22 protein-coding genes and 1 pseudogene are annotated in these 22,867 nt (G+C 71.0%); 14 read left to right on the top strand and 9 right to left on the bottom strand.

Translation table 11 applies throughout. The annotated features are described in order from the left end of the window. Positions 1-20: 20 nt before the first annotated feature. Both FS641_RS10865 and FS641_RS10860 read right to left on the bottom strand, forming a co-directional pair. Complete coding sequence (locus FS641_RS10865) at positions 21-1,094, bottom strand: BMP family protein (RefSeq protein WP_144763599.1); 1,074 nt, start codon at positions 1,092-1,094, stop codon at positions 21-23. Positions 1,095-1,364: 270 nt separating this feature from the next. Beyond that, a complete protein-coding gene (locus FS641_RS10860; RefSeq protein ID WP_260855787.1) occupies positions 1,365-2,477 on the bottom strand; it encodes a mannose-1-phosphate guanylyltransferase in 1,113 nt (370 codons plus the stop codon). A 163-nt stretch (positions 2,478-2,640) separates the two neighbouring features. Between FS641_RS10860 and FS641_RS10855 the strand changes: the two genes are divergently transcribed. The 6 genes from FS641_RS10855 to FS641_RS10830 all read left to right on the top strand — a co-directional run bounded on the left by FS641_RS10855 (position 2,641) and on the right by FS641_RS10830 (position 8,214). After that, positions 2,641-3,879: a glycosyltransferase family 1 protein gene (locus tag FS641_RS10855; protein ID WP_260855786.1), complete on the top strand. Its 1,239-nt coding sequence runs from the start codon at positions 2,641-2,643 to the stop codon at positions 3,877-3,879. 75 nt (positions 3,880-3,954) lie between these two features. Further along, the gene (gene sdhC / locus FS641_RS10850; RefSeq protein ID WP_144763595.1) at positions 3,955-4,419 is read left to right on the top strand and encodes a succinate dehydrogenase, cytochrome b556 subunit; all 465 of its coding nucleotides are present in this window, start codon (positions 3,955-3,957) and stop codon (positions 4,417-4,419) included. Positions 4,420-4,432: 13 nt separating this feature from the next. After that, the gene (sdhD, locus tag FS641_RS10845) at positions 4,433-4,879 is read left to right on the top strand and encodes a succinate dehydrogenase, hydrophobic membrane anchor protein (RefSeq protein ID WP_144763593.1); all 447 of its coding nucleotides are present in this window, start codon (positions 4,433-4,435) and stop codon (positions 4,877-4,879) included. Positions 4,880-4,954: 75 nt separating this feature from the next. Further along, positions 4,955-6,748: a succinate dehydrogenase flavoprotein subunit gene (gene sdhA / locus FS641_RS10840; RefSeq protein ID WP_144763591.1), complete on the top strand. Its 1,794-nt coding sequence runs from the start codon at positions 4,955-4,957 to the stop codon at positions 6,746-6,748. After that, on the top strand, positions 6,748-7,518 hold the full coding sequence (locus tag FS641_RS10835; protein ID WP_144763589.1) for a succinate dehydrogenase iron-sulfur subunit: 771 nt from the start codon (positions 6,748-6,750) through the stop codon (positions 7,516-7,518). Before sdhA ends, FS641_RS10835 begins: the two co-directional genes overlap by 1 nt. Positions 7,519-7,569: 51 nt before the next feature. After that, the gene (locus FS641_RS10830) at positions 7,570-8,214 is read left to right on the top strand and encodes a TNT domain-containing protein (RefSeq protein ID WP_144763587.1); all 645 of its coding nucleotides are present in this window, start codon (positions 7,570-7,572) and stop codon (positions 8,212-8,214) included. Between the two features lie 71 nt (positions 8,215-8,285). Here FS641_RS10830 and FS641_RS10825 read toward each other — a convergent pair whose 3' ends face one another. Next, positions 8,286-8,915: a DUF805 domain-containing protein gene (locus tag FS641_RS10825; RefSeq protein ID WP_144763585.1), complete on the bottom strand. Its 630-nt coding sequence runs from the start codon at positions 8,913-8,915 to the stop codon at positions 8,286-8,288. An 87-nt stretch (positions 8,916-9,002) separates the two neighbouring features. Then, on the bottom strand, positions 9,003-9,935 hold the full coding sequence (locus tag FS641_RS10820) for an NADP-dependent oxidoreductase (protein ID WP_144763583.1): 933 nt from the start codon (positions 9,933-9,935) through the stop codon (positions 9,003-9,005). 39 nt (positions 9,936-9,974) lie between these two features. Here FS641_RS10820 and FS641_RS10815 point away from each other — a divergent pair, with 39 nt between their 5' ends. Then, a complete protein-coding gene (locus FS641_RS10815; protein ID WP_260855785.1) occupies positions 9,975-10,955 on the top strand; it encodes a diacylglycerol kinase family protein in 981 nt (326 codons plus the stop codon). Between the two features lie 67 nt (positions 10,956-11,022). Here the strand turns inward: FS641_RS10815 and FS641_RS10810 are convergent, their stop codons facing one another. The 4 genes from FS641_RS10810 to ptsP all read right to left on the bottom strand — a co-directional run bounded on the left by FS641_RS10810 (position 11,023) and on the right by ptsP (position 15,980). Next, positions 11,023-12,183: a mannitol-1-phosphate 5-dehydrogenase gene (locus tag FS641_RS10810; protein ID WP_144763581.1), complete on the bottom strand. Its 1,161-nt coding sequence runs from the start codon at positions 12,181-12,183 to the stop codon at positions 11,023-11,025. Next, positions 12,180-12,617 (bottom strand): PTS sugar transporter subunit IIA, encoded by a 438-nt coding sequence (locus tag FS641_RS10805; RefSeq protein ID WP_144763579.1) that lies wholly within the window; start codon positions 12,615-12,617, stop codon positions 12,180-12,182. Before FS641_RS10805 ends, FS641_RS10810 begins: the two co-directional genes overlap by 4 nt. A gap of 73 nt (positions 12,618-12,690) precedes the next feature. After that, positions 12,691-14,250, bottom strand: coding sequence for a PTS mannitol transporter subunit IICB (locus FS641_RS10800; protein WP_186317698.1), 1,560 nt, complete (start codon positions 14,248-14,250; stop codon positions 12,691-12,693). A gap of 74 nt (positions 14,251-14,324) precedes the next feature. Continuing rightward, entirely contained in the window at positions 14,325-15,980 is a 1,656-nt protein-coding gene (gene ptsP, locus FS641_RS10795) for a phosphoenolpyruvate--protein phosphotransferase (RefSeq protein WP_144763577.1), read from the bottom strand. A 292-nt stretch (positions 15,981-16,272) separates the two neighbouring features. Here ptsP and FS641_RS10790 point away from each other — a divergent pair, with 292 nt between their 5' ends. Together FS641_RS10790 and FS641_RS10785 are read left to right on the top strand one after the other, a co-directional pair. Then, on the top strand, positions 16,273-17,043 hold the full coding sequence (locus FS641_RS10790; RefSeq protein ID WP_144763575.1) for a DeoR/GlpR family DNA-binding transcription regulator: 771 nt from the start codon (positions 16,273-16,275) through the stop codon (positions 17,041-17,043). A gap of 71 nt (positions 17,044-17,114) precedes the next feature. Further along, complete coding sequence (locus FS641_RS10785; RefSeq protein ID WP_144763573.1) at positions 17,115-17,387, top strand: HPr family phosphocarrier protein; 273 nt, start codon at positions 17,115-17,117, stop codon at positions 17,385-17,387. An 85-nt stretch (positions 17,388-17,472) separates the two neighbouring features. On the opposite strand, the gene FS641_RS10780 is transcribed toward FS641_RS10785, so the two are convergent. Next, on the bottom strand, positions 17,473-18,564 hold the full coding sequence (locus FS641_RS10780; protein ID WP_144763571.1) for a M48 family metallopeptidase: 1,092 nt from the start codon (positions 18,562-18,564) through the stop codon (positions 17,473-17,475). Between the two features lie 43 nt (positions 18,565-18,607). Between FS641_RS10780 and FS641_RS10775 the strand changes: the two genes are divergently transcribed. The 5 genes and pseudogenes from FS641_RS10775 to ribA form a co-directional block, all read left to right on the top strand. Further along, positions 18,608-19,450 carry an exodeoxyribonuclease III gene (locus tag FS641_RS10775; protein ID WP_144763569.1) on the top strand — a complete coding sequence of 281 codons (843 nt, stop codon included), beginning with the start codon at positions 18,608-18,610 and terminating at the stop codon, positions 19,448-19,450. Positions 19,451-19,487: 37 nt separating this feature from the next. After that, on the top strand, positions 19,488-20,498 hold the full coding sequence (trpS, locus tag FS641_RS10770; RefSeq protein WP_144763568.1) for a tryptophan--tRNA ligase: 1,011 nt from the start codon (positions 19,488-19,490) through the stop codon (positions 20,496-20,498). Then, on the top strand, positions 20,498-21,073 hold the full coding sequence (locus tag FS641_RS10765; protein WP_144763567.1) for a GNAT family N-acetyltransferase: 576 nt from the start codon (positions 20,498-20,500) through the stop codon (positions 21,071-21,073). The genes trpS and FS641_RS10765 overlap by 1 nt, the downstream gene beginning before the upstream one ends. 45 nt (positions 21,074-21,118) lie before the next feature. Then, positions 21,119-22,171, top strand: a complete 1,053-nt coding sequence (gene ribD, locus FS641_RS10760) for a bifunctional diaminohydroxyphosphoribosylaminopyrimidine deaminase/5-amino-6-(5-phosphoribosylamino)uracil reductase RibD (protein ID WP_144763879.1) — start codon at positions 21,119-21,121, stop codon at positions 22,169-22,171. Positions 22,172-22,194: 23 nt separating this feature from the next. Next, positions 22,195-22,824: pseudogene (gene ribA, locus FS641_RS10755) on the top strand (GTP cyclohydrolase II); the annotation flags it as partial. Positions 22,825-22,867: the final 43 nt, after the last annotated feature.

The raw sequence follows: 22,867 nt of genomic DNA, 5'->3' as shown, positions 1-22,867 counted from the left end.
CCCGCCCGCATCGCGAGATGTTACTTGACGGTCGCGTCGGTCTTGACCGTGATCGAGCCGTCGATGATGCCGGACTTGATCGTGTCGAGCTCCTTCTGGAGCCCCGAGTCGACCTTGGACTCGTAGTCGTGGAACGGCGCGATGCCGACGCCCTCGTTCTTCAGCGTGCCGACGTACGGCTCGTTGGAGTACTTGCCGTCAGCGGCCTGCTCGACGACGTCCTTGACGGCCGGGCGCATGCCCTTCTCGACCGAGGTGAACGCGATGTCCTTGTAGCGGGGGTCGGCCTCGTAGAGGTCGCTGTCCGCGCCGATGAGGACGGAGCCGTTGTCGGCGTCCTTGACCGCCTCGGCAGCGGACTGGTAGATCGGACCACCGACGGGGAGGATGACGTCGGCGTTCTGGTCGAGGAGCGTCTGCGCGACCGACTTGGCCTGCGTACCGGCCTCGAAGCCACCGGTGAAGGAGCCCTTCTGGGAGTCGACGTCCCAGCCGACGACCTTGACGTCCTTCTTCTTCTGGTCGTTGTAGTACTTCACGCCGTCGGCGAAGCCGTCCATGAAGATGGTGACGGTCGGGATCTGCATGCCACCGAAGGTGCCGACGACACCGCTCTTGGAGTACGACGCGGCCGCGTAGCCGGCGAGGAACGCCGCCTGCGAGGTGTCGAACGTGATCGGCTTGACGTTCTTGGCCTTGATCGAGTTGTCGTCGATGATCGCGAACTCGGTGTCGGGGTTCGCGGCGGCCTGCTTCTTCGTGGCGTCGGCGAGGTTGAAGCCGACCGTCACGATGAGCTTGCAGTTCTGGTTGACGAGCTGCTCGATGTTCGAGTCGTAGACCGTGGAGTCCTTCGACTCGGCCGACTTGTAGGTCGCGCCGAGGTCCTTCGCCGCGTCCTTGAGGCCCTCGTAGCCGAGCTGGTTGAACGACTTGTCGTCGAACCCACCGGCGTCCGACACCATGCAGGGGCGGAAGCTGCTGGACTTCGCCGACGAGGAGTCGGACGGAGCGGCGGAGCAGCCGGCCAGCGTGGCGACGAGGCCGGCGAGCGCGAGGCCGCTGAGTGCGATCTGACGGGTACGAGATGACACGGGTTGTTCCTCCGGGTGCACGGGCCCGGGCCGTTGCGCGCCGGGCGATCGTGGCGACAGTACACGACCGCCCGGCCGGTACAGCGCCCGTGCATGCGCTCCTGCGGATCGGTTACGGGATCGCGACCGCGCCGAAACAGGCTCGTAACGCGGAGCAACCGGGCTGTCCCCAGTTGTGGGGGTTCACGGTGGAGCGCTACACGGCCGGCGCGGATCTGTCGAGATCCGGCAGCGGCCGTCGCCGGCGCCGGTCTCCGCTCCGGCCACCGCTCAGAGCACGTCGTCCCGCCCGCTGATCTTCAGCGCGTCCACCACGCCCTTGACACGCTGCGCGTTCGCGCTCGTGGTGACGAGGAGCGCGTCCGGGGTGTCCACGACGACGATGTCCTCCACCCCGATCAACGAGATGAGCCGCTGGCTGTGCGCCACGACGATGCCGCTCGAGGAGTCGGCCAGGATGCGCGCGTTGTCGCCGAGCACCGCGAGGTTGTTCGTCCGCCCGCCCGACTGCAGTTTCGCGAGGGACGCGAAGTCCCCCACGTCGTCCCAGTCGAAGTCGCCCGGCACGACGGCCAGCCGACCGGCGGCGGCGGCCGGCTCGGCGACCGTGTAGTCGATGGCGATCTTCTTGAGGGCCGGCCAGACGGCGTCGACGGCGGCTCCCCGGGCGGAGGTGTCCCACGCCGCGGCGAGTTCCTCGATGCCGGCGAGCAGTTCCGGTTCGTTCCGGCCGATCTCCGCGAGGAGCACGTCGGCCCGCGCGATGAACATGCCCGCGTTCCAGAGGTAGCTGCCGTCGGCGAGGTAGCCGGTCGCGGTGTCGAGGTCCGGCTTCTCGACGAAGTCGAGCACCGCGTGGGCCCGCGGCGCGGTGTCGATGCCCAGGGTCTGTCCGGCGTGGATGTAGCCGAACCCGATGGCCGGCTCGGACGGGGTGATGCCGATGGTCGTGACGTACCCGGCCCGGGCAGCGAGCACCGCTTCGCGCACGGAGCGCCGGAACCCGCGGGCGTCGTTGATGACGTGGTCGGCGGCGAACGACCCGATCACGACGTCCGGCTCGCGGCGACGGAGGATCGCGGCGGCGAGCCCGATGGCGGCCGTGGAGTCCTTCGGCTCGCTCTCGAGCACGACGTTGTGGTCGGCGATGCCCGGCAGCTGCGACTCCACCGCGGCGCGGTGCGCTCGACCGGTGACGACCATGATCCGGTCCTCCCCGGACAGCGGCGCCAGTCGGTCCCACGTCTGTCGGAGGAGCGACGTGCCCGACCCCGTCAGGTCGTGCAGGAACTTCGGTGCGTCCGCGCGGGACAGCGGCCAGAGCCGCGAGCCGATCCCGCCGGCCGGGATGATCGCGTAGAAGTCGTCGAGGTCGTCGGTCACCCGCTCACCGTACCGTCCGACCGGGCCGGATCCTGGGTACCGCCCGACGCCGGTGCGGGAACCCGCACGACTCGTCCGCCCCCGTTGTTCACCGCCGGCGCGGTCGCCGTTCACCGCGCGGCCCCCGTCGGCGTCACCCGGTCGGCGGAGCATGACGAGTGCCATGAACGCACGCAGCGTGGAACGGGGCGGGGTCCAGCGGACCGTCGCCGTCGTGACCGAGAGCTTCCTGCCCACCCTCAACGGCGTGACCACCAGTGTCCTGGCGGTCCTCGACCACCTCCAGCGCCGCGGCCACCGCGCGGTCGTGATCGCACCGGATGCTCCGGGGCTGGCGGGGCTGCGGTCCCGCTCCGAGCTCGAACGCCACAACGGCTTCGACGTGCACCGCGTGCCCGCGGTCGCCTACCGCCAGTTCCCGGTCGCACTCCCCCACCCCGTCCTCGACACGATCCTCGCCGCCTCCGGCGCGGACGTGCTCCACGCGGCCAGTCCCCTCCTGCTGGGCGGGCGCGCCATCACGGCGGCCGGGAGGCTCGGCATCCCCTCCGTCGCCGTCTTCCAGACCGACGTGGCCGGGTTCGCCCGCCGCAACGGCCTGGCAGCGGCCGCCCCGCTGGCGCGCCGTGTGCTCGCCCGCATCCACCAGGGCGCCTCCCTGACGCTCGCTCCGTCGTCCGCGACCGCGGCCATGCTGGCCGCGGACGGCGTCCCACGGGTCGCGCGGTGGGGCCGCGGTGTGGACACCGAGCTGTTCCACCCGTCCCGGCGTGACTCGGCGCACGTGCGGGCGTTCCGGCGGCGCATCGCACCCCGCGGCGAGACCGTCGTCGGCTACGTGGGGCGGCTCGCACCGGAGAAGGAGGTCGAGCGGCTCGCCGAACTCGGCGGCATCCCGGGCATCCGCGTCGTGGTCGCCGGAGGTGGACCCTCCCGGCAGGTCCTGGAGCGACGGCTCCGCCACCTGGACGTGACCTTCACCGGCCCGCTCCGCGGTGACGCCCTCGCCGACGCCTACGCGGCGCTCGACGTGTTCGTCCACACGGGCCCCGCCGAGACCTTCGGGCAGACCCTGCAGGAGGCACACGCCACCGGGTTGCCGGTCGTCGCGCCGGCGTCCGGCGGCCCGCTCGACCTCGTCGCACCGGGGCTCGACGGCGAGCTCTACGACCCGGAGGCGCCCCAGGCCCTCCGCCGCGCCGTGCTCGGGCTGCACCTCGACCCCGCACGCGCGGCACGGATGGGGTCCGCCGGCCGGCTGCGCGTCGAGGGCACGACGTGGGAGGCGGTCGGCGACCAGCTCCTCGCGCACCACGACACGGCCAGGAACATCGGCGTCCCACCGGCCACCGCGCGTGCGCTCCGGGCGGGGTGGAACGAGAACGTCAGCGCGCGGTCGTAGGATGGTCGTGTTCCACACGAACACGACGGCAACGGTGCGCCGATCGGCGCCCCGGTCTCAACGGAGGGCGAGCTCATGGCCGAGCAGACCGCAGGGGGTACGGCGACAGCTGTACCGACAGTGTCGATAGACGGAGCGCCGATCGATGCGCCCCGTGCGCGGCGTTCCCCCCAGGGGACCCTCTACCGCGGCAGCACCGGGATGTGGTCATGGGTCCTGCACCGCATCACCGGTGTCGCGATCTACTTCTTCCTGCTCGTGCACATCCTCGACACGGCGCTCGTGCGGCTCTCGCCAGAGGCCTACAACGCGGTCATCGGCACGTACAAGACGCCGATCATGAACCTCGGCGAGATCGCCCTCGTGATGGCGATCGTGTTCCACGCGTTCAACGGGTTGCGCATCATCCTGGTCGACTTCTGGTCCAAGGGGCCGAAGTACCAGCGGGCCATGTTCTGGATCGTCATCGCCCTGTGGGCCGTGGCGATCGCGGGCTTCCTGCCGCGCCAGCTCATGAACCTCGTCGCCGACTTCCACTGACCAGGGGCACACCATGACCACCGAGACCATCGCACCCCCGCGCAGCGCCGAGGCCGCCCGCCGCTCCACCAACTGGGAGAAGTGGGGCTGGATCTACATGCGTGGGTCCGGCATCCTGCTCGTCGTCCTGATCTTCGGACACCTGTTCGTCAACATGGTCGCGGGCGAGGGCGTGAAGCAGATCGACTTCGCCTTCGTCGCCGGCAAGTGGGCGAACCCCTTCTGGCAGGTGTGGGACACGCTGATGCTGTGGCTCGCGCTCATCCACGGCTCGAACGGCATGCGCACGATCGTCAACGACTACGTGGCGAAGCCCGGCATCCGGAAGACGCTGCTCGGCGCGATCCTCGTCGCGTGCGTCGTGCTCATCGCACTCGGCACGCTGGTCTGCTGGACCTTCGACCCGTGCCCTGCCGGTGCCGCCGCGGCCGACCTGCCGTCGTTCTGCCCCGCGCGCTGACGCCACACCTCCGCTGACGCGTCGCCCGCCGATGCGTCACGCCCACGTCCCTGCACCACGACTCGAGAGAAACACGTGACCGACATCACCGTCCATCACCACCAGTTCGACATCGTCATCATCGGCGCGGGCGGCGCGGGCATGCGTGCCGCGATCGAGGCCGGCCCGAAGGCGAACACCGCGGTCATCTCGAAGCTGTACCCGACCCGCTCGCACACCGGTGCAGCGCAGGGCGGCATGGCGGCCGCACTCGCGAACGTCGAAGAGGACTCGTGGGAGTGGCACACCTTCGACACGATCAAGGGCGGTGACTACCTGGTCGACCAGGACGCGGCCGAGATCCTCGCGAAGGAGGCGATCGACGCGGTCATCGACCTCGAGAACATGGGCCTGCCGTTCAACCGCACACCAGAGGGCAAGATCGACCAGCGGCGCTTCGGCGGCCACACCCGTGACCACGGGAAGTCCCCCGTGCGTCGGGCCTGCTACGCCGCCGACCGCACCGGCCACATGATCCTGCAGACGCTGTTCCAGAACTGCGTCAAGCTCGGCGTGAACTTCTTCAACGAGTTCTACGCGCTCGACCTCATCATGGTCGACGTCGTCGGCGAGGACGGCGTCACGCGCAAGCAGCCGGCCGGCGTCGTGGCGTTCGAGCTCTCGACCGGTGAGCTGCACGTCTTCCACGCGAAGGCGATGATCTTCGCCACCGGCGGCTTCGGCAAGATGTACAAGACCACCTCGAACGCGCACACCCTGACCGGTGACGGTGTCGGCATCGTCTGGCGCACCGGCCTCCCGCTCGAGGACATGGAGTTCTTCCAGTTCCACCCGACCGGACTCGCCGGCCTCGGCATCCTGCTCACCGAGGGCGCCCGCGGCGAGGGCGCGATCCTCCGCAACGCCTCCGGCGAGCGGTTCATGGAACGCTACGCCCCCACCATCAAGGACCTCGCCCCGCGCGACATCGTCGCCAGGTGCATGGTGCAGGAGGTGGCCGAGGGCCGCGGGGCCGGCCCGAACAAGGACTACGTGCTGCTCGACTGCACGCACCTCGGCGCGGAGGTCCTCGAGACCAAGCTGCCCGACATCACCGAGTTCGCCCGCACCTACCTCGGCGTCGACCCGGTGACCGAGCCGGTGCCGGTGATGCCGACCGCGCACTACGCCATGGGCGGCATCCCGACCAACACGAACGCCGAGGTCCTCTCGGACAACGACACCGTCGTGCCGGGCATGTACGCCGCCGGTGAGTGCGCCTGCGTCTCCGTGCACGGGTCGAACCGCCTCGGCACGAACTCGCTCCTCGACATCAACGTGTTCGGCAAGCGGTCCGGCAACAACGCCGCCGAGTGGGTCAAGACCGCCGAGTTCCTGCCCCTCCCCGAGGACCCGGCGGCGAACGTCCGCGGCATGCTCGAGCAGCTCCGCGCCTCCACCGGCACCGAACGGGTGGCCGCGCTCCGCAAGGAGCTGCAGGAGGAGATGGACAAGAACGCGCAGGTGTTCCGGACCGACGAGTCGCTCGCCCGGGTCACCGAGACGATCCACACGCTGCGCAACCGCTACATGAACATCTCCGTGCAGGACAAGGGCAAGCGCTTCAACACCGACCTGCTCGAAGCGGTCGAGCTCGGGTTCCTGCTCGACCTGGCCGAGGTCGTCGTGTACTCGGCGCGGAACCGCAAGGAGTCCCGCGGCGGCCACATGCGCGACGACTTCCCGAAGCGCGACGACGAGAACTACATGCAGCACACCATGGCGTACCTGACGGGCGACCCGCACTCGTCGCTCGCCGACGACCACATCACGCTCGACTGGAAGCCCGTCGTCGTGACGCGGTACGAACCGATGGAGAGGAAGTACTGATGACCGACACCCTGGTCTCCGACGCACCCCGCACCGACGCGGCCACCGCTCCCCCCGGGTCGTTCCCCGTCACGATCATCGTCCGCCGCTTCGACCCGGACGTCGACGACGAACCGCGCTGGCAGGACTTCGACGTGATGATGCTGCCGACCGACCGGATCCTCGACGCCCTGCACCAGATCAAGTGGGAGCAGGACGGGTCGCTGACCTTCCGACGCTCCTGCGCGCACGGCGTGTGCGGCTCCGACGCGATGCGCATCAACGGCCGCAACCGCCTGGCGTGCAAGACCCTGATCAAGGACCTCGACGTCTCGAAGCCGATCTACGTCGAGGCGATCAAGGGCCTGCCGCTCGAGAAGGACCTCGTGGTCGACATGGAGCCCTTCTTCAAGTCCTTCCGCGAGGTCCAGCCGTTCCTGCAGGCCTCGAAGGCCCCGGAGCCCGGCAAGGAGCGCGTGCAGTCGGTCGCCGACCGCGCACGCTTCGACGACACCACGAAGTGCATCCTCTGCGCGGCGTGCACGTCGTCCTGCCCGGTGTTCTGGACGGACGGGCAGTACTTCGGCCCGGCGGCGATCGTGAACGCCCACCGCTTCATCTTCGACTCGCGCGACGACGCCGCCGACGTCCGGCTCGACATCCTCAACGACAAGGAGGGCGTCTGGCGCTGCCGCACGACGTTCAACTGCACGGACGCCTGCCCGCGCGGGATCCAGGTCACGAAGGCGATCTCCGAGGTCAAGCAGGCGGTGATGCGCGGTCGCGCGTAGGTCCGTCGTGGCACCAGGGCCGTCCGAGGTCGGACCGCTAGGCTCCCGCTCATGACGTTCGCGGAGACCCGTCCCATCCTCGACCAGCTCGGCTACACGCTCCGGTACGTGCAGCTCCCCGGGGAGACCCTGCACGAGCCGCCGGTCGAGGGCGCGCTCCGCATCGTCCGGACCGACGACGCGGACACCTTCGCCCTCGAGGTCGTCGACTACGGCACCGCCCGCCGTCTGGCGTCCGCCCGGGGCGAGTCGGACGCGGTCGAGATGCTCCGGCGGTTCCTGAACCGCCCGTTCCCGGCGCCGCGGGACATCCAGCGGCACGAGCTCGACGGACTCCGTGACCGTGCCGCGTCGACGTACCCGCAGCTCGCGCAGCAGGTGTCGCAGTCCGGCCCCGATGGGCTCACCATCCAGATCCCCGCGGGCGTCCCCGTCGACCGCGTCGGCGGTCCCGACGGCTACCTACTCCACCCCCTCGACACCCCGATGCCCTCGCGTTCCCTCCCGCCGCACGTCACCGCCGCGCCGGAGGTGCACCGCTACGTGGTCGACCGTCCGTTCCTGGTCTCGGTGCGGTTCGTGCAGCCGTGGTTCGACCAGCCGGGCGGCGCGCTGCGCTTCCTCGTCGCGGACCCGACCACGACCATCCGCGACCTCGTCGTCGACGGCTCCCTCGTGCGGGTGCGCGTCGTCTGAGGTCCGTCCGGACGACATGACGAAGGGCCCCGGCGCATCGCCGGGGCCCTTCGTCGTGTCGTGCTGTCGTCTCAGCCGCGCTCGGGGCGGTCGAACCGCTGCCCCTCGGGCTTCGACGACTGCAGCACCATGACCAGCAGCGCGATCCAGCCGAGGATCGGGATGAAGGCGAGGAGCCACCACCAGCCGCTGAGGTTGGCGTCGTGCAGGCGGCGCATCAGGAGCGCGATGCTCGGCAGCAGCGTGGCGAGGCCCCACAGCGTGCTCGGCAGCGACGCGACCGGGTTGGTCGACATCGTCGAGAAGCCGACGGAGCCGGAGCCGGACGTGGTGACCGTGGAGCCCGTCGCGCTGGCGAGGATGCCGTCGAGGATGTTCAGGACGATGCTGGCGATGACGGACCAGAGGGCCCACCACCAGTACTCGCTCCGGCTCGCGCGCCCGTCGAAGCGGACGTACTTCTTCCAGAACCGGACGAACGCCTTCGGGAACGAGATGCCGTACCAGGGTGCCCAGAGCGGCGGCTCACCACCGGGTCCGGTCGGCGCCGGCGCTCCGTACTGGGGCGTGTGGCCGTCACCCGGCCCGCCGTACTGACCGGGCTGGCCGTACTGACCGGGCTGGCCGTACTGACCGGAGGGCTTGGACTGGTCGCCGGGCTGCTGCCCGTACGGGTTCTGCGGCGGGTACTGATCGGTCACGGGTCCCCCTGGGAGTGAAGTGGTGATCGGGTCGATGCAGAGTCAACCAGAAGCCCACGCAGGCCGTTGCCGCACACTGACCCCCGTTCAGGGCACGAGCCCGAGCTTGCCGCCCGGGTGGCCGGACTCGAGCAGCTCAGCGGCTTCCCGGGCATCGGCGAGCGGGAACGTCCTGGCGACGGGGACGACGAGCTGCCCTTCGGCGGCCAGGTCGATCAGCCGCTGGCGCACCGAGTCGCGGAACGCCTTGCTCTCGGGTTGCGCTCCCCCGACCATCGGGATCCCCTCCGCCGCCGCGCGCTGCTGCGCCGCGATGGTGACGATCCTGCTGCGGTCGGCGACGAGCGCGAGCGACACGTCGACCGCCTCGTCGGTGCCGACGCAGTCGATCGCCACGTCGATCCCGTCCGGCGCGAGTACACGCACACGGTCCTCGAGGCCGTCGCCGTACGCGATCCACTCACCGCCGAAGTCGGCGATCGTGTCCGCGCCGCGCTCCGACGCCGTCCCGATCACCCGGGCGCCGAGGGGCCGCAGCAGCTGCAGGACGCTCACACCGACCGCGCCGGACGCGCCGTGCACGAGCACGGTGTCCTGCCCGGAGGCGCGGGTCACCCGGATGACGTCGGCCGCGGTCGTACCGGCCAGCAGCAGGTTCGCCGCCTCCGGGAACCCGAGCGCGTCCGGCTTCGCGAACACGTCGGCCGCCGGAACCGTGAGCTCCTCCGTCCAACCGCCCTGCACCCGGAAGGCCAGCACGGCGTCGCCGACCGAGCCGCCACCCGAGGCGATCTCCGTCTCGGGCCCGATCGCGCTGATGACGCCGGCGACCTCGTACCCGATCGGGATCGGGTACGCGTCCGGCGCTGCGGCCCGCGTGTGCTTCGTGTCGGCGGGGTTCATCCCCGCCGCCCGCACCGCGATGGTGACCTCGCCGCGTCCGGGAGGCCGGACATCGACGTCGACGGACTCCAGGACCTCACTGCCACCGGCACGGGGTGCCACCCACTGCTTCGTCATGCACCGGACGCTACGCCCCCTGCCGGTACTGTCGGCTCCGTGTCGTCCCCCGAACCCTCCCCCGCCGCGCTGCCCTTCGCCGCGGTCGTCGTCAACCCGTCCGGCATCGACATCGCGGTGCTCCGCGCCGCGGTCACGACCGAACAGGAGACCAGCGGCTGGGCTGCGACCCGCTGGTTCGAGACCGCGCAGGACGACGACGGGCGGGCTGCGGCGCGTGCTGCCCGCGACAGCGGCGCCGCCGTGGTGCTCGTCGCCGGCGGGGACGGGACGCTCCGGGTCGCCGCGGAGGAACTCCACGAGGCCGGCATCCCGCTGGCGCTCGTCCCGACCGGCACCGGCAACCTGTACGCCCGGAACCTCGGCGTCCGACTGAACGACGTCGCCGGCGCCGTGCACCGTGCGTTCCACGGCGACGACCGTCGGGTCGACATCGCCTTCGCGGAGCTCACCTCGGCCGAGGGCACGACCACGGAGCACGCGTTCCTGGTGATGGCGGGCATCGGCCTCGACGCGAACATGGCGGCGAACACGAACGCCCGCCTCAAGAAGCGCTTCGGCTGGGTCGCCTACTCCGACCCGATCGCTCGGTCGGTGATCGGCAACCGCCGCATCGACGTGCGCTACCGCCTCGACGACGCACCGGAGCAGCGCATGCGCGCACACACCGTGATCGTGGGCAACTGCGGGACACTCACCGCCGGCATGCTCCTGCTGCCGGCAGCGAAGCCGGACGACGGCGTGCTCGATGCCGTGGCGTTCCGACCGGACGGCGCGCTCGGCTGGACCCGGGTCGGCTACGGCCTGTCGATGAACCGGTTCCACCACCGCACGCGCTTCGGCCGGCTGCTCGCCTGGTTCCTGCCCGCGTCCCGCGCGCTGCGCTACACGACGGCCCGACGGCTCGCGATGACCCTCGACGAGCCGCAGCAGATCCAGCTCGACGGAGACCCCTTCGGCACCGTGACGGCGGCGGTCCTGACGGTCCGCCACGGCGGGCTGACGCTGCGGGGCGCCTGACCGCGCAGCGAATGTACAGAGGGATGGGAGGTTCCCCGGTGGGGAACCTCCCATCCGTCTGAGGTCGCTACGACCGCGCGGTCCGGACCCGCTCGGCGAACGCGGCGTGCAGCGGGTGCTGCGCGTCGAGCCCGGTGATCGCGGTGACCACGTCCTCGTCGGACCGCTCGGAGCCGAGTAGCGCCTGGAGTTCGACGCTCTGCTCGTCGTCGGGGACGTCGAAGCGGAGCGCCGCACCCATGGCGTCGAGGAGTGCGACCGGTTCGGTGCCGTCCTCGGCCAGGGCGGCCGCCGGGGACACGAACCGCTCGTCGCGGGACAGCTTCCGGAGCGGCTGCCGACCGACGCGGGTCACGGTGTCCGGCAGGTGCGGGTTCTCGAACCGCGCGATGATCGCCTGCACGTACGCACGGTGCACCTCGGGGTCGAGCTCGTGCCGGCGGACCAGCAGGTCGCTCGTCTCGGCGAGCACCGCCTCGAGCTCCGAGCGCACCGCGGGGATCGCGACCGCGTCGGAGATCTTGTCGGCCCCCGCGAGGAAGCCGTGGTACGCGACGGTGGCGTGTCCGGTGTTCACCGTGAAGAGCTTGCGCTCGATCGACGCGGCCAGCCCGTCCACGTAGTGCACGCCGGGGATCTCCGGCTCCGCACCGCCGAACGGCGTGCGGTCGATGGCCCATTCGAAGTAGGTCTCGACGGTGACGTCGAGTCCGGCGCCCTCCGGCTGGGCCGGGACGATGCGGTCCACGGCGGTGTTCGCGAACACGGCCTTGGCGAGCGTCGCGTCGCGGGTCTCGGCCGGCAGGGCCTCGACGATGAACTCGTGGAGCCGGTCGGTGGCGTTGATGGCGTTCTCGCAGGCCATGACGGCGATCGGGGCGGCCGACGCGTCGCGCTGCTCGAGGCCCTTCGCGATGACCGGGGCGATGAACTTCAGGACGTTCGGCCCGACGGCGCAGGTCACGATCTCGGCGGCCGCGATCTCGGCGACGACGCCAGCCTCGTCCTGCGCGCTGTTGAGGGCCCGGAAGGCCGACACCTCGTGGTCGGTCGCACCGGCACCCACCTCGTGCACGGTGTAGGAGTCCGCGGCGGCGAGGGCGTCGATGAGGGGGGCGGCGACGTCGGCGAACACGACCTCGTAGCCGGCCTCGTGCAGGAGCAGGCCGACGAAGCCGCGGCCGATGTTGCCCGCGCCGAAGTGGACGGCGGTCCGCGTCGCGCTCACTCGTTGACCTCGCCGAGGATCGCGAGGATCGCCGCGGTGTCGGGGGCGCTGGTCAGCTTGGCGACCTCGTCCTCGTCGGAGAACACGATCGCGATCTTGGAGAGGATGTCGAGGTGCTCGTTGTTCACCCCGGCGATGCCGACGACGAAGCGCACCTCGTTGCCGTCCCAGTCGATCGGCGCCGCGTAGCGGATGAACGACAGCGCGGACGACTTGATGGCGTCCTTGGCGTCGTTCGTGCCGTGCGGGATGGCGAGGAAGTTCCCCATGTACGTCGAGACGCTCTTCTCACGCTCGAGCATCGCCGGGTAGTAGTCGGCGGTGACCGCGCCCGCAGCCTCGAGGATCTCCGCGGCCTCCTTCATCGCTTCCGACTTGGTCGGCGCGGTGTCCTCGGTGTGGATCCGGATCTGGCTCTCCTGCAGGACGGGCATCGGGGTTCTCCTTGGTTCGTGGACGTGGTGGAGGGGACGGGCCGTGGCCCGTCCCCTCCGATTCTGCACTTCGTTACTGGTTCTTGAGCTGGTCGACGACCTGGTCGTACTGCGGCGCGTTCATGAAGTTGCCGACCGACACGTGCTGTGCGTTCGGGTTCTTCTGCTTGGCGCGGTCCGTCAGCTCTTCCTGGGTGATGATCAGGTCCTCGGTGCCGTCGAGGTTCGCGATCGCCTTGTTGACGACCGTGACGCCCTCGATGCCCGCCTTCTTGACCTTGTTGCGCAGGACGCTGGCGCCCATCGCGCTGGACCCCATGCCGGCGTCGCAGGCGAACACGACGTTCTCGACGCGGGTGGCCGTCGCCGTGGCGGACGCCGAGCCGACGCCGCCGAGGGCCGCCTCGGACTCCTCTTCGTTCGCCGGGGCGTTGGTGCCGAACAGGCCGGCGGTCGCGGCGTTGGCGTCGCGGCCCTTGGTGGCCTGCATCTTGTCGAACGCCGCCGCCATGTCGCCGCCGCCGTTCGCCATGTCGCGCTTGCGGGTGGCGATGAGGAAGAACGACGCCACCGCGAAGGACACCGCGGCCGAGAAGAGCACCGACAGGATGACACCGACGAAGCTGTCCTTCGCGGTCGACCCGAGCACGGCGAAGATCGAACCGGGCGATGCCGGGGCGACGAGGCCGGAGTGGAAGGCGACGTTGGTCGCGACACCGGTGGCACCACCGAGGATCACGGCGATGAACAGGACCGGCTTCTGCAGCACGTACGGGAAGTAGATCTCGTGGATGCCGCCGAGGAACTGGATGATGATCGCGCCGGGGGCGGTCGAGCGGGCGATGCCGACACCGAAGAAGGTGAAGGCGAGCAGGATGCCGAGACCCGGGCCGGGGTTCGCCTCGAGCAGGAACAGGATGCTCTTGCCGGACTCCTGGACCTGCTGCGCACCGAGCTGGTCGAGCACGCCGTGGTTGATGGCGTTGTTGAGGAAGAACACCTTGGCGGGCTCGATGATGACGCTCGCGAGCGGCAGCAGCGAGTGCTGGACGAGGAAGTTCACGGCTGCGCCGAGGCCCTCGGCGATGAGCTTGAACAGCGGGGCGAGCCAGAAGAACCCGATCATCGCGAGGACGAAGCCGAGGATGCCGGCCGCGTAGTTGTTCACGAGCATCTCGAAGCCGGGCTTGATCTTGCCGTCCCAGATCTTGTCGATCTGCTTGATGAGGTACGCACCGAGCGGACCACAGATCATGGCACCGAGGATCATCGTCGTGCCGCTGGCGCCGATGATGACACCCATGGTCATGATCGACCCGACGACGGCGCCGCGGGTCTCGTAGATCATCCGGCCGCCCTGGATCGCGATCGCGAGCGGGATGAGGTAGGTCAGGATCGGGCCGACGAGGCCGATGTTGGCGACGCCGTTCGTCTCACCGAAGCCGCCGAGGATGCCGACGGGCGTCCAACCGGTCTCGATGAAGAAGGCGGTGATGATGCCCCACGCGATGAAGATCGCGATGTTGGGCATGACCATGCCGGAGAGGAACGTGCCGAACTTCTGAACGGCGACGCGTGCGCCGCCCCGCGAGTTCGCGGGGGCGTCGGGCGCTGCAACGGACGACGTTGTCATGTGCGGTGACTTTCTGTGTGGTGGTGCTGCTGCATGTGCGGGACGGGTGGTGCTGGGGTGGTGGAGCGGTCGGCTCAGGCGGCGTGCACCGCCGCGGCGGCGGACTTCGCGGCCGCCGCCGTGGACGCGGCGAGTGCCGCCTGGGCCATCTCGCGGGCTTCGTCGAGGGTGTGCTTGCCGAGTTCGGCGCGCACGTCGGCGAGGGCCGCGGGGGTCATGGAGAGGGTCGTGGCGCCGAGGCCGACGAGCACGACGGCGAGGAGCGGGTCGGCCGCCGCCTCACCGCAGATGCCGACGGGCTTGGCCGCGTCGACGCCGGCGGAGCCGAGCTGTGCGACGAGGCGCAGGACGGCCGGGTGCCAGGGGTCCTGGTACGCCGCGACGGTGCCGAGCATCCGGTCGGCGGCCATCGTGTACTGGGTGAGGTCGTTCGTGCCGATCGACACGAAGTCGGCGGACTGGAACACCTGCTCGGCCATCAGCGCGAGCGAGGGCACCTCGGCCATCACGCCGGCCGTCCGGATGCCGAGCTCGCGGGCGAGGTCGACGAAGTACTCGGTCTCCTCGGCGTCGGCGACCATCGGCGCCATCACCCAGAGGTCGGCCTCGGTCTCGGCGTCGGCTTGGGCGAGCGCGGTGAGCTGGTCGCGGAGCACCTCGGGGTGGTTCCGCAGCGCACGGAGGCCACGGCGACCGAGCGCCGGGTTCTCCTCGTCCTTGTCCGTGAGGAACGGGAGCGGCTTGTCGGCACCGGCGTCGAGGGCCCGGACGACGACCTTCTTGCCCGGGAACGCGGCGAGGAGCTGCTTGTAGGACTCCTTCTGCTCGTCCACGGTCGGGGCCTTCGGCGAGTCGAGGAAGAGGAACTCGGTGCGGAAGAGCCCGACGCCCTCGGCCCCGAGCGCGACCGCGCCCGCGGCGTCGGCGGGGCTGCCGAGGTTGGCCAGGAGGGGCACGACGTGTCCGTCGGCGAGGGCACCGGCCGTCAGGGGTGCCGCGGCGGCTGCGAGGCGGTCGGCGATGCGCTGCTCGACCTCGGCGACGAGGTCGGCGGAGGGCTCGGTGACGACGGTGCCGGCGGCGGCGTCGACGACGACGTCCTGCCCGTCGGTCAGGTCGTCCGCGCCGGTGACACCGACGATCGCGGTGATGCCCTTGGCGCGGGCCAGGATCGCGGTGTGCGAGGTCGGGCCACCGTCGCGGGTGACGAGCGCGAGGACCTTCTCGAGGTCGAGGAGCGCGGTGTCGGCGGGGGCGAGGTCACGGGCGACGAGGACGAAGGGGGTGTCCGACTCGGGGACGCCGGGGGCGTGCACGCCGCGGAGCTTGGCGATGATGCGCTGGGCGACGTCGTCGAGGTCCGTCGCGCGCTCCCCCATGTAGCCGCCCATCGCAACGAGGAGGTCGCGGAACTGGCCGAACGCCTCGAACACGGCGCGCTCGGCGTTCGTGCCGGCGTCGATGCGGGTGTGCACGTCGTCGAGGAGGGTCGGGTCCTGCGCCATGAGCGCCTGCGCCTCGAGCACGGCCTGCGCGTCCCCACCGGCGAGCTGTCCGCGCTTGGTGAGGTCCTCCGCCACCGCGGCGAGCGCCGTGTGCACCGCCTGCTTCGCGTCGTCCGCCGGACCCTCGAGCGCCGCCGTCGACGGTTCGCCGAGCGGGTCCGCCATCCGGAGCACGGGGCCACGGGCAACACCGCGGCCGACGCCGGTTCCGAGCAGTTCGGACATTCGAGACTCCTTCATCTCACGCGCGCTTGCGGTGGGGGCTGGTCGTTCTGGCGGTTCGGGCACGACACGGAACGGACCACGTCCGTGCGGCTTGTGCAGCACCATACCCCGATCCGCGTTGACAAACAAACACATCCGGGGATAAAAATGCACAAACAGATGCCCGTTTTCGTCTGACCTTCCCCCACTTCGGGGTCGATCCCGCCGAACCGCATCCGTCCGTGTCCGTTCCGGCCCGACTCCGACCGGCGGACCGACACCATCCGCCCCAGCCACGAGACATCGAGGTCCGATGTACGCACCAGAGCGCCACCAGCGCATCGTCGAACGCGCGCGGGCCGACGGCCGGGTGGACGTCAAGGACCTCGCCGAACTGCTCGAGGTGACCCCGGAGACCATCCGCCGCGACCTCACCTCGTTGGAGCGCCGCGGCCTGGTCCGCCGGGCCCACGGCGGTGCGATCCCGGTCGAGCGGATCACGCTCCACCCGGGCGTCGGCGACCGCGGTGGGATCAACCAGTCCGAGAAGATGGTGATCGCCGAGGCGGCGCTCGAGGAGCTCCCCGAGAACGGGTCGGTCATGATCGACGCCGGCACGTCGACGATCTGCCTCGCCGAGATGCTCCCGACGGACCGCGGTCTCACCGTCGTGACGCATTCGCTCCCCGTCGCGATGGCCGTCGCGAACCGCCCGGGCATCGACCTGCACCTGCTCGGAGGGAACGTCCGGAACGACTCCCTCGCCGGCGTCGGCACCTGGACTCACCAGCTCATCGGCATGGTCAGTGTCGACGTCGCGTTCATCAGCATCAACGGCATCACCCCGGAGCGCGGCCTGACCACGCACAACATGGCGGAGGCCGCGGTCAAGTCCGCGATGATCAAGTCCGCGCGCCGGAGCATCCTGCTCGCCGACCACACGAAGTTCGGCCGCGAGGAGTTCGGCCGCGTCGCACCGCTCGCCGCGATCGACACGATCATCACCGACCCCGGCGTCAACATCGACCTCGTCCGCGAGGTCGAGGCCGCCGGCACCGAGGTCTTCTGGCCGGGCCGTCCCTGACCGTCCTCCCGGCCCCACCGACCACCTGCTCGCTACCATGAGCGCACCATCCATCGACTAGGAGTTCATCGATGTCCGAAGCCACCCGCACCGTCACCGTCGCCAGCGGATCCGGTCTGCACGCCCGTCCGGCGTCCCTCTTCGTCCAGAGCGTCACCGCATCCGGACACCAGGTCACGATCAGCAAGGGCGACAAGTCCGCGAACGCCGGCAGCATCCTCGGGCTCCTCGGGCTCGGCGTCGAGAACGGCGACGAGGTCACCATCACCGTGACCGGCGACGACGCGGAGACCACGGCGGACAGCCTGGTCGACTTCCTGCAGACGGACCACGACGCGGCCTGACCGCGTGCGTCGCGTCGTGGACGCGACCACCCACTGACGGGAGGCCCGGTGCCAGCTGGCACCGGGCCTCCCGTCCGTCAGGCGGTCACCGGTACCACCGGTCCAGCCACGTCAGGTCAGCCATCGTCGCCAACCACACCGCCCCGGTCACCGCACCGCACCAGCCGACGACCGGGAGCGGTGCTCCTGTGATCAGTCCGACCACGGCCGCGAGCGCCCCGACCCCGGTCGCGGCGACCAACACCGCGGCTCCGACCAGACCCCGGGCCCGGCGCCGCACGAACCGCAGGAGCGGGGCGGTCCCCGTTCGCAGCCGGCGCGTGGCGACGCGGACGACGAGGTTCACCGCAACGCCGACCATCCCGAGGACCACGAGGAGGACGCCGCCGTCGGCGAAGCGTTGCCAGCGTCCCGGCACGACGCTGCTCGCGAGGACCGCGAGCAGCACCCCGACCAGCGCTCCCACGAAGAAGACCGCGTGGACGTGCTGCAGCAGACTGGTCACCGCGAGGCGGAGCAGCCGGTCCGTCTGCTGGCTCGGGTGTTCCATGCGCAACGCGATGCCGTGCTCGACGACCGCCGCGTCGGCACCACGTTCGGCACTCGAGGTGAGCATCCGCCACCGGAGCACGGGATCGGTCGGTGTCGCGACCAGACCGGCTCGCCACACCGTCTCCGCCGTCCCGCGATGACCCTCGCGGTGGAAGAGCATGCCGACGAGGGCAGCGATGACCGGGTCTGCCGGATGCTGTTCCGACGCCCGGCGCGCGATGACGTACGTCTGCGCGTCGGACCGTCCCATCGCCAGCTCGACCGCGAGCGCGTCCGAGGCGATGGCGAGGTCCTCGGGAGCGAGCTCCGCCGCCGCCGCGAAGGCCGGCCGCACCTCGTCCCATGCCCCGCACGCGTACGCGGCCAGGCCGAGCAGGTGGAAACTGCGGTACCGCTCCGGGTCGACCGTCACCGCACGACGTGCGACCACGAGGGCCTCAGCTGGGTCCCCGTCCGCCTGCAGCGCCTCGGCGAGCGCGTGGAGGGCGGCGGGGTGGTCCGGTTCGTTCGCGAGGAGCGCCCAGAGGGTCTCGACGGCGTCGTGCGCGCGGCCGTCTGCCACCATCCCTCGAGCGACGTCCACCACGTCGTCCACCCACGACGACGCGGCGTCCTGCTGGTCCATGGGGTCATCCTGGCAGTCCGTACGCGCCGATAGGGTGTTCTGCATGACCCGCCTGCGCCTCGCATCCGTCAACGTGAACGGCATCCGTGCCGCGTTCCGCAAGGGCATGGGCGACTGGCTCGACGGGCGTGACGTCGACGTCCTCGCCCTGCAGGAGGTCCGTGCGTCGACCGACGACCTCACCGGGCTCCTCGGCGACGGCTGGGACGTCGTGCACGACCCGGCGTCCGCGAAGGGCCGGGCCGGCGTCGCGATCGCCTCGCGGCACCGGGCGCACATCCACCGCGTCGAGCTGGGGCCGGCGGAGTTCGACTCGGCGGGACGGTGGCTCGAAGCCGACTACGAGATCGGCGGCACGCTCGTGACGGTCGTCTCGACCTACGTGCACTCGGGCGAGGCCGACACCGCGAAGCAGGACGAGAAGTGGAAGTTCCTCGACGCGATGACCGAGCGGCTGCCGCAGGTCCGTGCGCACAACCCGCTCGCGGTCGTCGTCGGTGACCTCAACGTCGGCCACGACGAGCGGGACATCAAGAACTGGAAGGGCAACGTCAAGCGTGCTGGCTTCCTGCCGCGGGAGCGCGCGTACTTCAGCCGCTTCTTCGGTGCCGACGGTGAGCAGGTCGAGGGCGCCGACGGCTCCACCGGTCCCGGTCTCGGCTGGGTCGACGTCGGACGTGACCAGGCGGGCGACGTCGACGGTCCGTACACGTGGTGGTCCTGGCGCGGCCAGGCCTTCGACAACGACACCGGCTGGCGGATCGACTACCAGATGGCCACACCGGACCTCGCCGCGAAGGTGCAGTCCTACACGGTCGACCGTGCGAGCGCGTACGACCAGCGATGGTCCGACCACGCCCCCGTGGTCGTCGACTACGAACTCTGACCCCGCTCCCCACCACCAGCACCACCAGGACTCCTCCATGACCACGACGCGTATCTTCTCCGGGATCCAGCCCTCCGCCGGGTCCCTGCACCTCGGCAACTACATCGGCGCCCTCATGCAGTGGCGGGACCTGCAGGACGAGCACGACGCGATCTACTGCGTCGTCGACATGCACGCGATCACCTCGCCGCAGGACCCGGCCGCGCTCCGCGCACGCACCCGGTCGACCACCGCCCAGTACATCGCCGCCGGCATCGACCCCACGAAGTCGACGCTGTTCGTCCAGTCGCACGTGCCGGCCCACGCCGAGCTCGCGTGGGTGCTCAACACCCTGACCGGGTTCGGCGAGGCGAGCCGGATGACCCAGTTCAAGGACAAGTCCGCCCGCCAGGGCGCCGAGGCCGCCTCGGTGGGACTGTTCACCTACCCGATCCTGATGGCCGCGGACATCCTGCTCTACGACACCGCCGTCGTGCCGGTCGGCGACGACCAGCGCCAGCACGTCGAGCTGACTCGCGACCTCGCGAACCGCTTCAACTCACGCTTCGGCGACACGTTCGTGGTGCCGAAGGCGCAGATCGACGCCGAGACGGCACGGATCTACGACCTGCAGGACCCGACGAGCAAGATGAGCAAGTCGGCCGCGTCCGACAGCGGACTCATCCAGCTGCTCGACGACCCGAAGCGGACGGCGAAGAAGATCCGCTCGGCCGTCACCGACACCGAGCGGGAGATCCGTGCCGACCGGGCCGCCAAGCCCGGCATCACGAACCTCCTCGCGATCCTGTCGGCGTTCACGCGGACGCCGATCGCCGAGCTCGAGACGTCGTTCGCGGGCAAGGGGTACGGCGACCTGAAGGGGGAGGTCGCGGACGCCGTCGTGGCGGAGCTCGAGCCGGTCCGTACGCGGACGCTCGAACTGCTGGACGACCCGGCGGAGCTCGACCGGTTGCTCGCGGTCGGTGCCGAACGTGCCGAGTCCATCGCCGAGGCGACCCTCGCACGTGTCTACGACCGGATCGGCTTCGTGCCGCGTACCCGTCGCTGATGCTCCCGGTCACCCTCGAGTCCGCGCGGGTGCGGCTCGACGTCCCCACCCGGGCCGACACCGTCGCGATCACCGACGGCTGCCAGGACCCCGACGTCGTCCGCTGGACCACGGTCCCGACGCCGTACCGCCCGCAGGACGCCCAGGCGTTCGTCGACGCGCTCGTCGGTCCGGGATGGGCGTCCGACCGCGAGTACACGTGGGCCATCCGGCAGCCCGGGTCGACGTGGCTCCAGGGAGTGATCGCGTACCGCACCGAGCGCCGCGACCTCGGGTTCTGGCTCGCGCCGTCCGCCCGCGGGCGCGGACTCGTGCACGACGCCGTGTCGCTCGTCGTCGACTGGGCCTTCGACCGCGGCGCCCCCGACGTGTACTGGGAGTGCTACGAGGGCAACGTCGCGTCGGCGAACGTGGCGCGCCGTGCCGGGTTCGCCTACACCGGCACCGGTGACGCCGTCATCCCGAACCGCGACGGCTCCCCGGCGCGCGCGTGGAAGGGCCTGCGCCGTGCCGACGGCACGCCGGCGTCCGACCTGCCGTGGCCGCCGGAGTCGTACGCGCAGGCGTCCCGGTAGTCTCGGGCCGTGGACGACAGCGTGACCGAGGCCGAGGTCCGGGCGATGCGTCGCGGGCTCGAGCTCGCGGCCAGGGGACCCGTGCTCGGGGACCACGCCCGGGTCGGGGCGGTCGTCCTCTCGCCCGACGGCGACGTCCTCGCCGAGGGGTGGCACAAGGGCGCCGGGACACCCCACGCCGAGGTCGACGCGATGGCGAAGACCTCCCCCGAGCAGCTCCGCGGTGCGACCGTCGTCGTGACCCTCGAGCCGTGCGACCACACCGGGCGGACCGGGCCGTGCTCCGTCGCGCTCATCGACGCCGGCGTCGCCCGGGTCGTGTACGCGATCGACGACCCGAGTCCGACCGTGCACGGTGGCGCCGACCGTCTGCGGGCCGCCGGCGTCGACGTCGTGTCCGGGGTGCTCGCCGACGAGGCCGGCACGTTCCTGGAGCGCTGGATCGCGTCGGTGCGGAACGGGCGCCCGTGGGTGACCGTGAAGTGGGCCTCGAGCCTCGACGGCCGTGCCGCCGCAGCGGACGGGACGAGCAAGTGGATCACCGGGGCCGCCGCACGGCAGCACGTGCACGAGCAGCGCGCCGCGCACGACGCGATCGTGGTCGGCACCGGCACCGTGCTCGCGGACGACCCGTCCCTCACCGCCCGCGGCGACGCCGGTGAGCTGCTCGCCGACCAGCCCCTGGCCGTGGTCCTCGGCGACCGTCCGGTCCCGGAGGCCGCCGCCGTCCGCGCGCACCCCCGCGGCTTCCTGCAGCTCGCCGACCACGACCTCCACGCGGCGCTCGGCGCCCTCGCCGACCGCGGCGTCCGGACGGTGTTCGTCGAGGGCGGCCCGACCGTGGCGTCGGCGTTCATCGCCGCCGGGCTCGTCGACGAGTACCTCGTGTACGTCGCACCGGTCCTGCTCGGCGGCCCACGTGTCGCACTCGGCGACCTCGGTGTGGGAAGCATGCACGAGCGCCTGCGGTTGGACGTACTATCGACAACCAGCCTCGGCCCTGACCTGCTGGTGCGTGCACGCCCGTCCGGCCTCGGCCGGCCCCACCACGGCGACCACGCGGACGACGGGGCCCGTACCGACCGGAGCACCACATGACCGACGCGCTGACCTCCCCCACCCCCGGGAGCCCGGTCCAGTTCGAGGTGTCCACGAACGTCCCGACGACGCACGGCACCTTCGAGATGCGGGCCTACCGCGACCTCGTGACCGGCGCCGAGCACGTGGCGATCATCGGCAGGACACCGGACGGGTCGGTGCCGGCGGACGGCGCCCTGGTCCGCGTGCACTCCGAGTGCCTGACCGGCGAGGCGTTCGGGTCCCTCAAGTGCGAGTGCGGTCCGCAGCTCGACGCGGCGCTCGACACGATCGCAGCGGAGGGCGGTGTGGTCGTCTACCTCCGTGGGCAGGAGGGGCGCGGCATCGGGCTCGTCAACAAGCTGAAGGCCTACCGCCTGCAGGAGGACGGACTCGACACGCTCGACGCGAACCTCGCCCTCGGCCTCCCCGCCGACTCGCGGGAGTACGGCGGCGCCGCCGGGATCCTGAGCGACCTCGGCATCGGGCGGGTGCGACTGCTCTCGAACAACCCCGAGAAGCGGCGTCAGCTCGAGGAGCACGGCATCACGGTCGACGCGCTCGTGCCGCTCGTCGTCGGCATCTCCGCGCAGAACGCCGGCTACCTGGACACCAAGCGCGACCGGATGGGCCACACCCTGCCCGCCGACCTCGAGGCCCCCGCGCACAACTGACGGGCCCCTCGGGCGAGCGGACACCCGGCTGATTCGCAGGTTC

It is taken from the genome of Curtobacterium sp. 9128 (assembly GCF_007673775.1).
Taxonomy (GTDB): Bacteria; Actinomycetota; Actinomycetes; order Actinomycetales; family Microbacteriaceae; genus Curtobacterium.
Note: the sequence above shows the minus strand (reverse complement) of the source record. Positions and strands in the feature narration are given on the sequence as shown.

Bases quoted from the DNA above. Each gene is read 5' to 3' on its own strand.
- ptsP (WP_144763577.1), bottom strand. From the start codon at position 15,980: ATGTCCGAACTGCTCGGAACCGGCGTCGGCCGCGGTGTTGCCCGTGGC.
- FS641_RS10820 (WP_144763583.1), bottom strand. From the start codon at position 9,935: ATGACGAAGCAGTGGGTGGCACCCCGTGCCGGTGGCAGTGAGGTCCTG.
- trpS (WP_144763568.1), top strand. From the start codon at position 19,488: ATGACCACGACGCGTATCTTCTCCGGGATCCAGCCCTCCGCCGGGTCC.
- sdhD (WP_144763593.1), top strand. From the start codon at position 4,433: ATGACCACCGAGACCATCGCACCCCCGCGCAGCGCCGAGGCCGCCCGC.
- FS641_RS10805 (WP_144763579.1), bottom strand. From the start codon at position 12,617: ATGCCCGTCCTGCAGGAGAGCCAGATCCGGATCCACACCGAGGACACC.
- FS641_RS10855 (WP_260855786.1), top strand. From the start codon at position 2,641: ATGAACGCACGCAGCGTGGAACGGGGCGGGGTCCAGCGGACCGTCGCC.
- FS641_RS10765 (WP_144763567.1), top strand. From the start codon at position 20,498: ATGCTCCCGGTCACCCTCGAGTCCGCGCGGGTGCGGCTCGACGTCCCC.
- sdhC (WP_144763595.1), top strand. From the start codon at position 3,955: ATGGCCGAGCAGACCGCAGGGGGTACGGCGACAGCTGTACCGACAGTG.
- FS641_RS10800 (WP_186317698.1), bottom strand. From the start codon at position 14,250: ATGACAACGTCGTCCGTTGCAGCGCCCGACGCCCCCGCGAACTCGCGG.
- FS641_RS10835 (WP_144763589.1), top strand. From the start codon at position 6,748: ATGACCGACACCCTGGTCTCCGACGCACCCCGCACCGACGCGGCCACC.
- FS641_RS10775 (WP_144763569.1), top strand. From the start codon at position 18,608: ATGACCCGCCTGCGCCTCGCATCCGTCAACGTGAACGGCATCCGTGCC.
- ribD (WP_144763879.1), top strand. From the start codon at position 21,119: ATGCGTCGCGGGCTCGAGCTCGCGGCCAGGGGACCCGTGCTCGGGGAC.
- FS641_RS10790 (WP_144763575.1), top strand. From the start codon at position 16,273: ATGTACGCACCAGAGCGCCACCAGCGCATCGTCGAACGCGCGCGGGCC.
- FS641_RS10780 (WP_144763571.1), bottom strand. From the start codon at position 18,564: ATGGACCAGCAGGACGCCGCGTCGTCGTGGGTGGACGACGTGGTGGAC.
- FS641_RS10830 (WP_144763587.1), top strand. From the start codon at position 7,570: ATGACGTTCGCGGAGACCCGTCCCATCCTCGACCAGCTCGGCTACACG.
- FS641_RS10785 (WP_144763573.1), top strand. From the start codon at position 17,115: ATGTCCGAAGCCACCCGCACCGTCACCGTCGCCAGCGGATCCGGTCTG.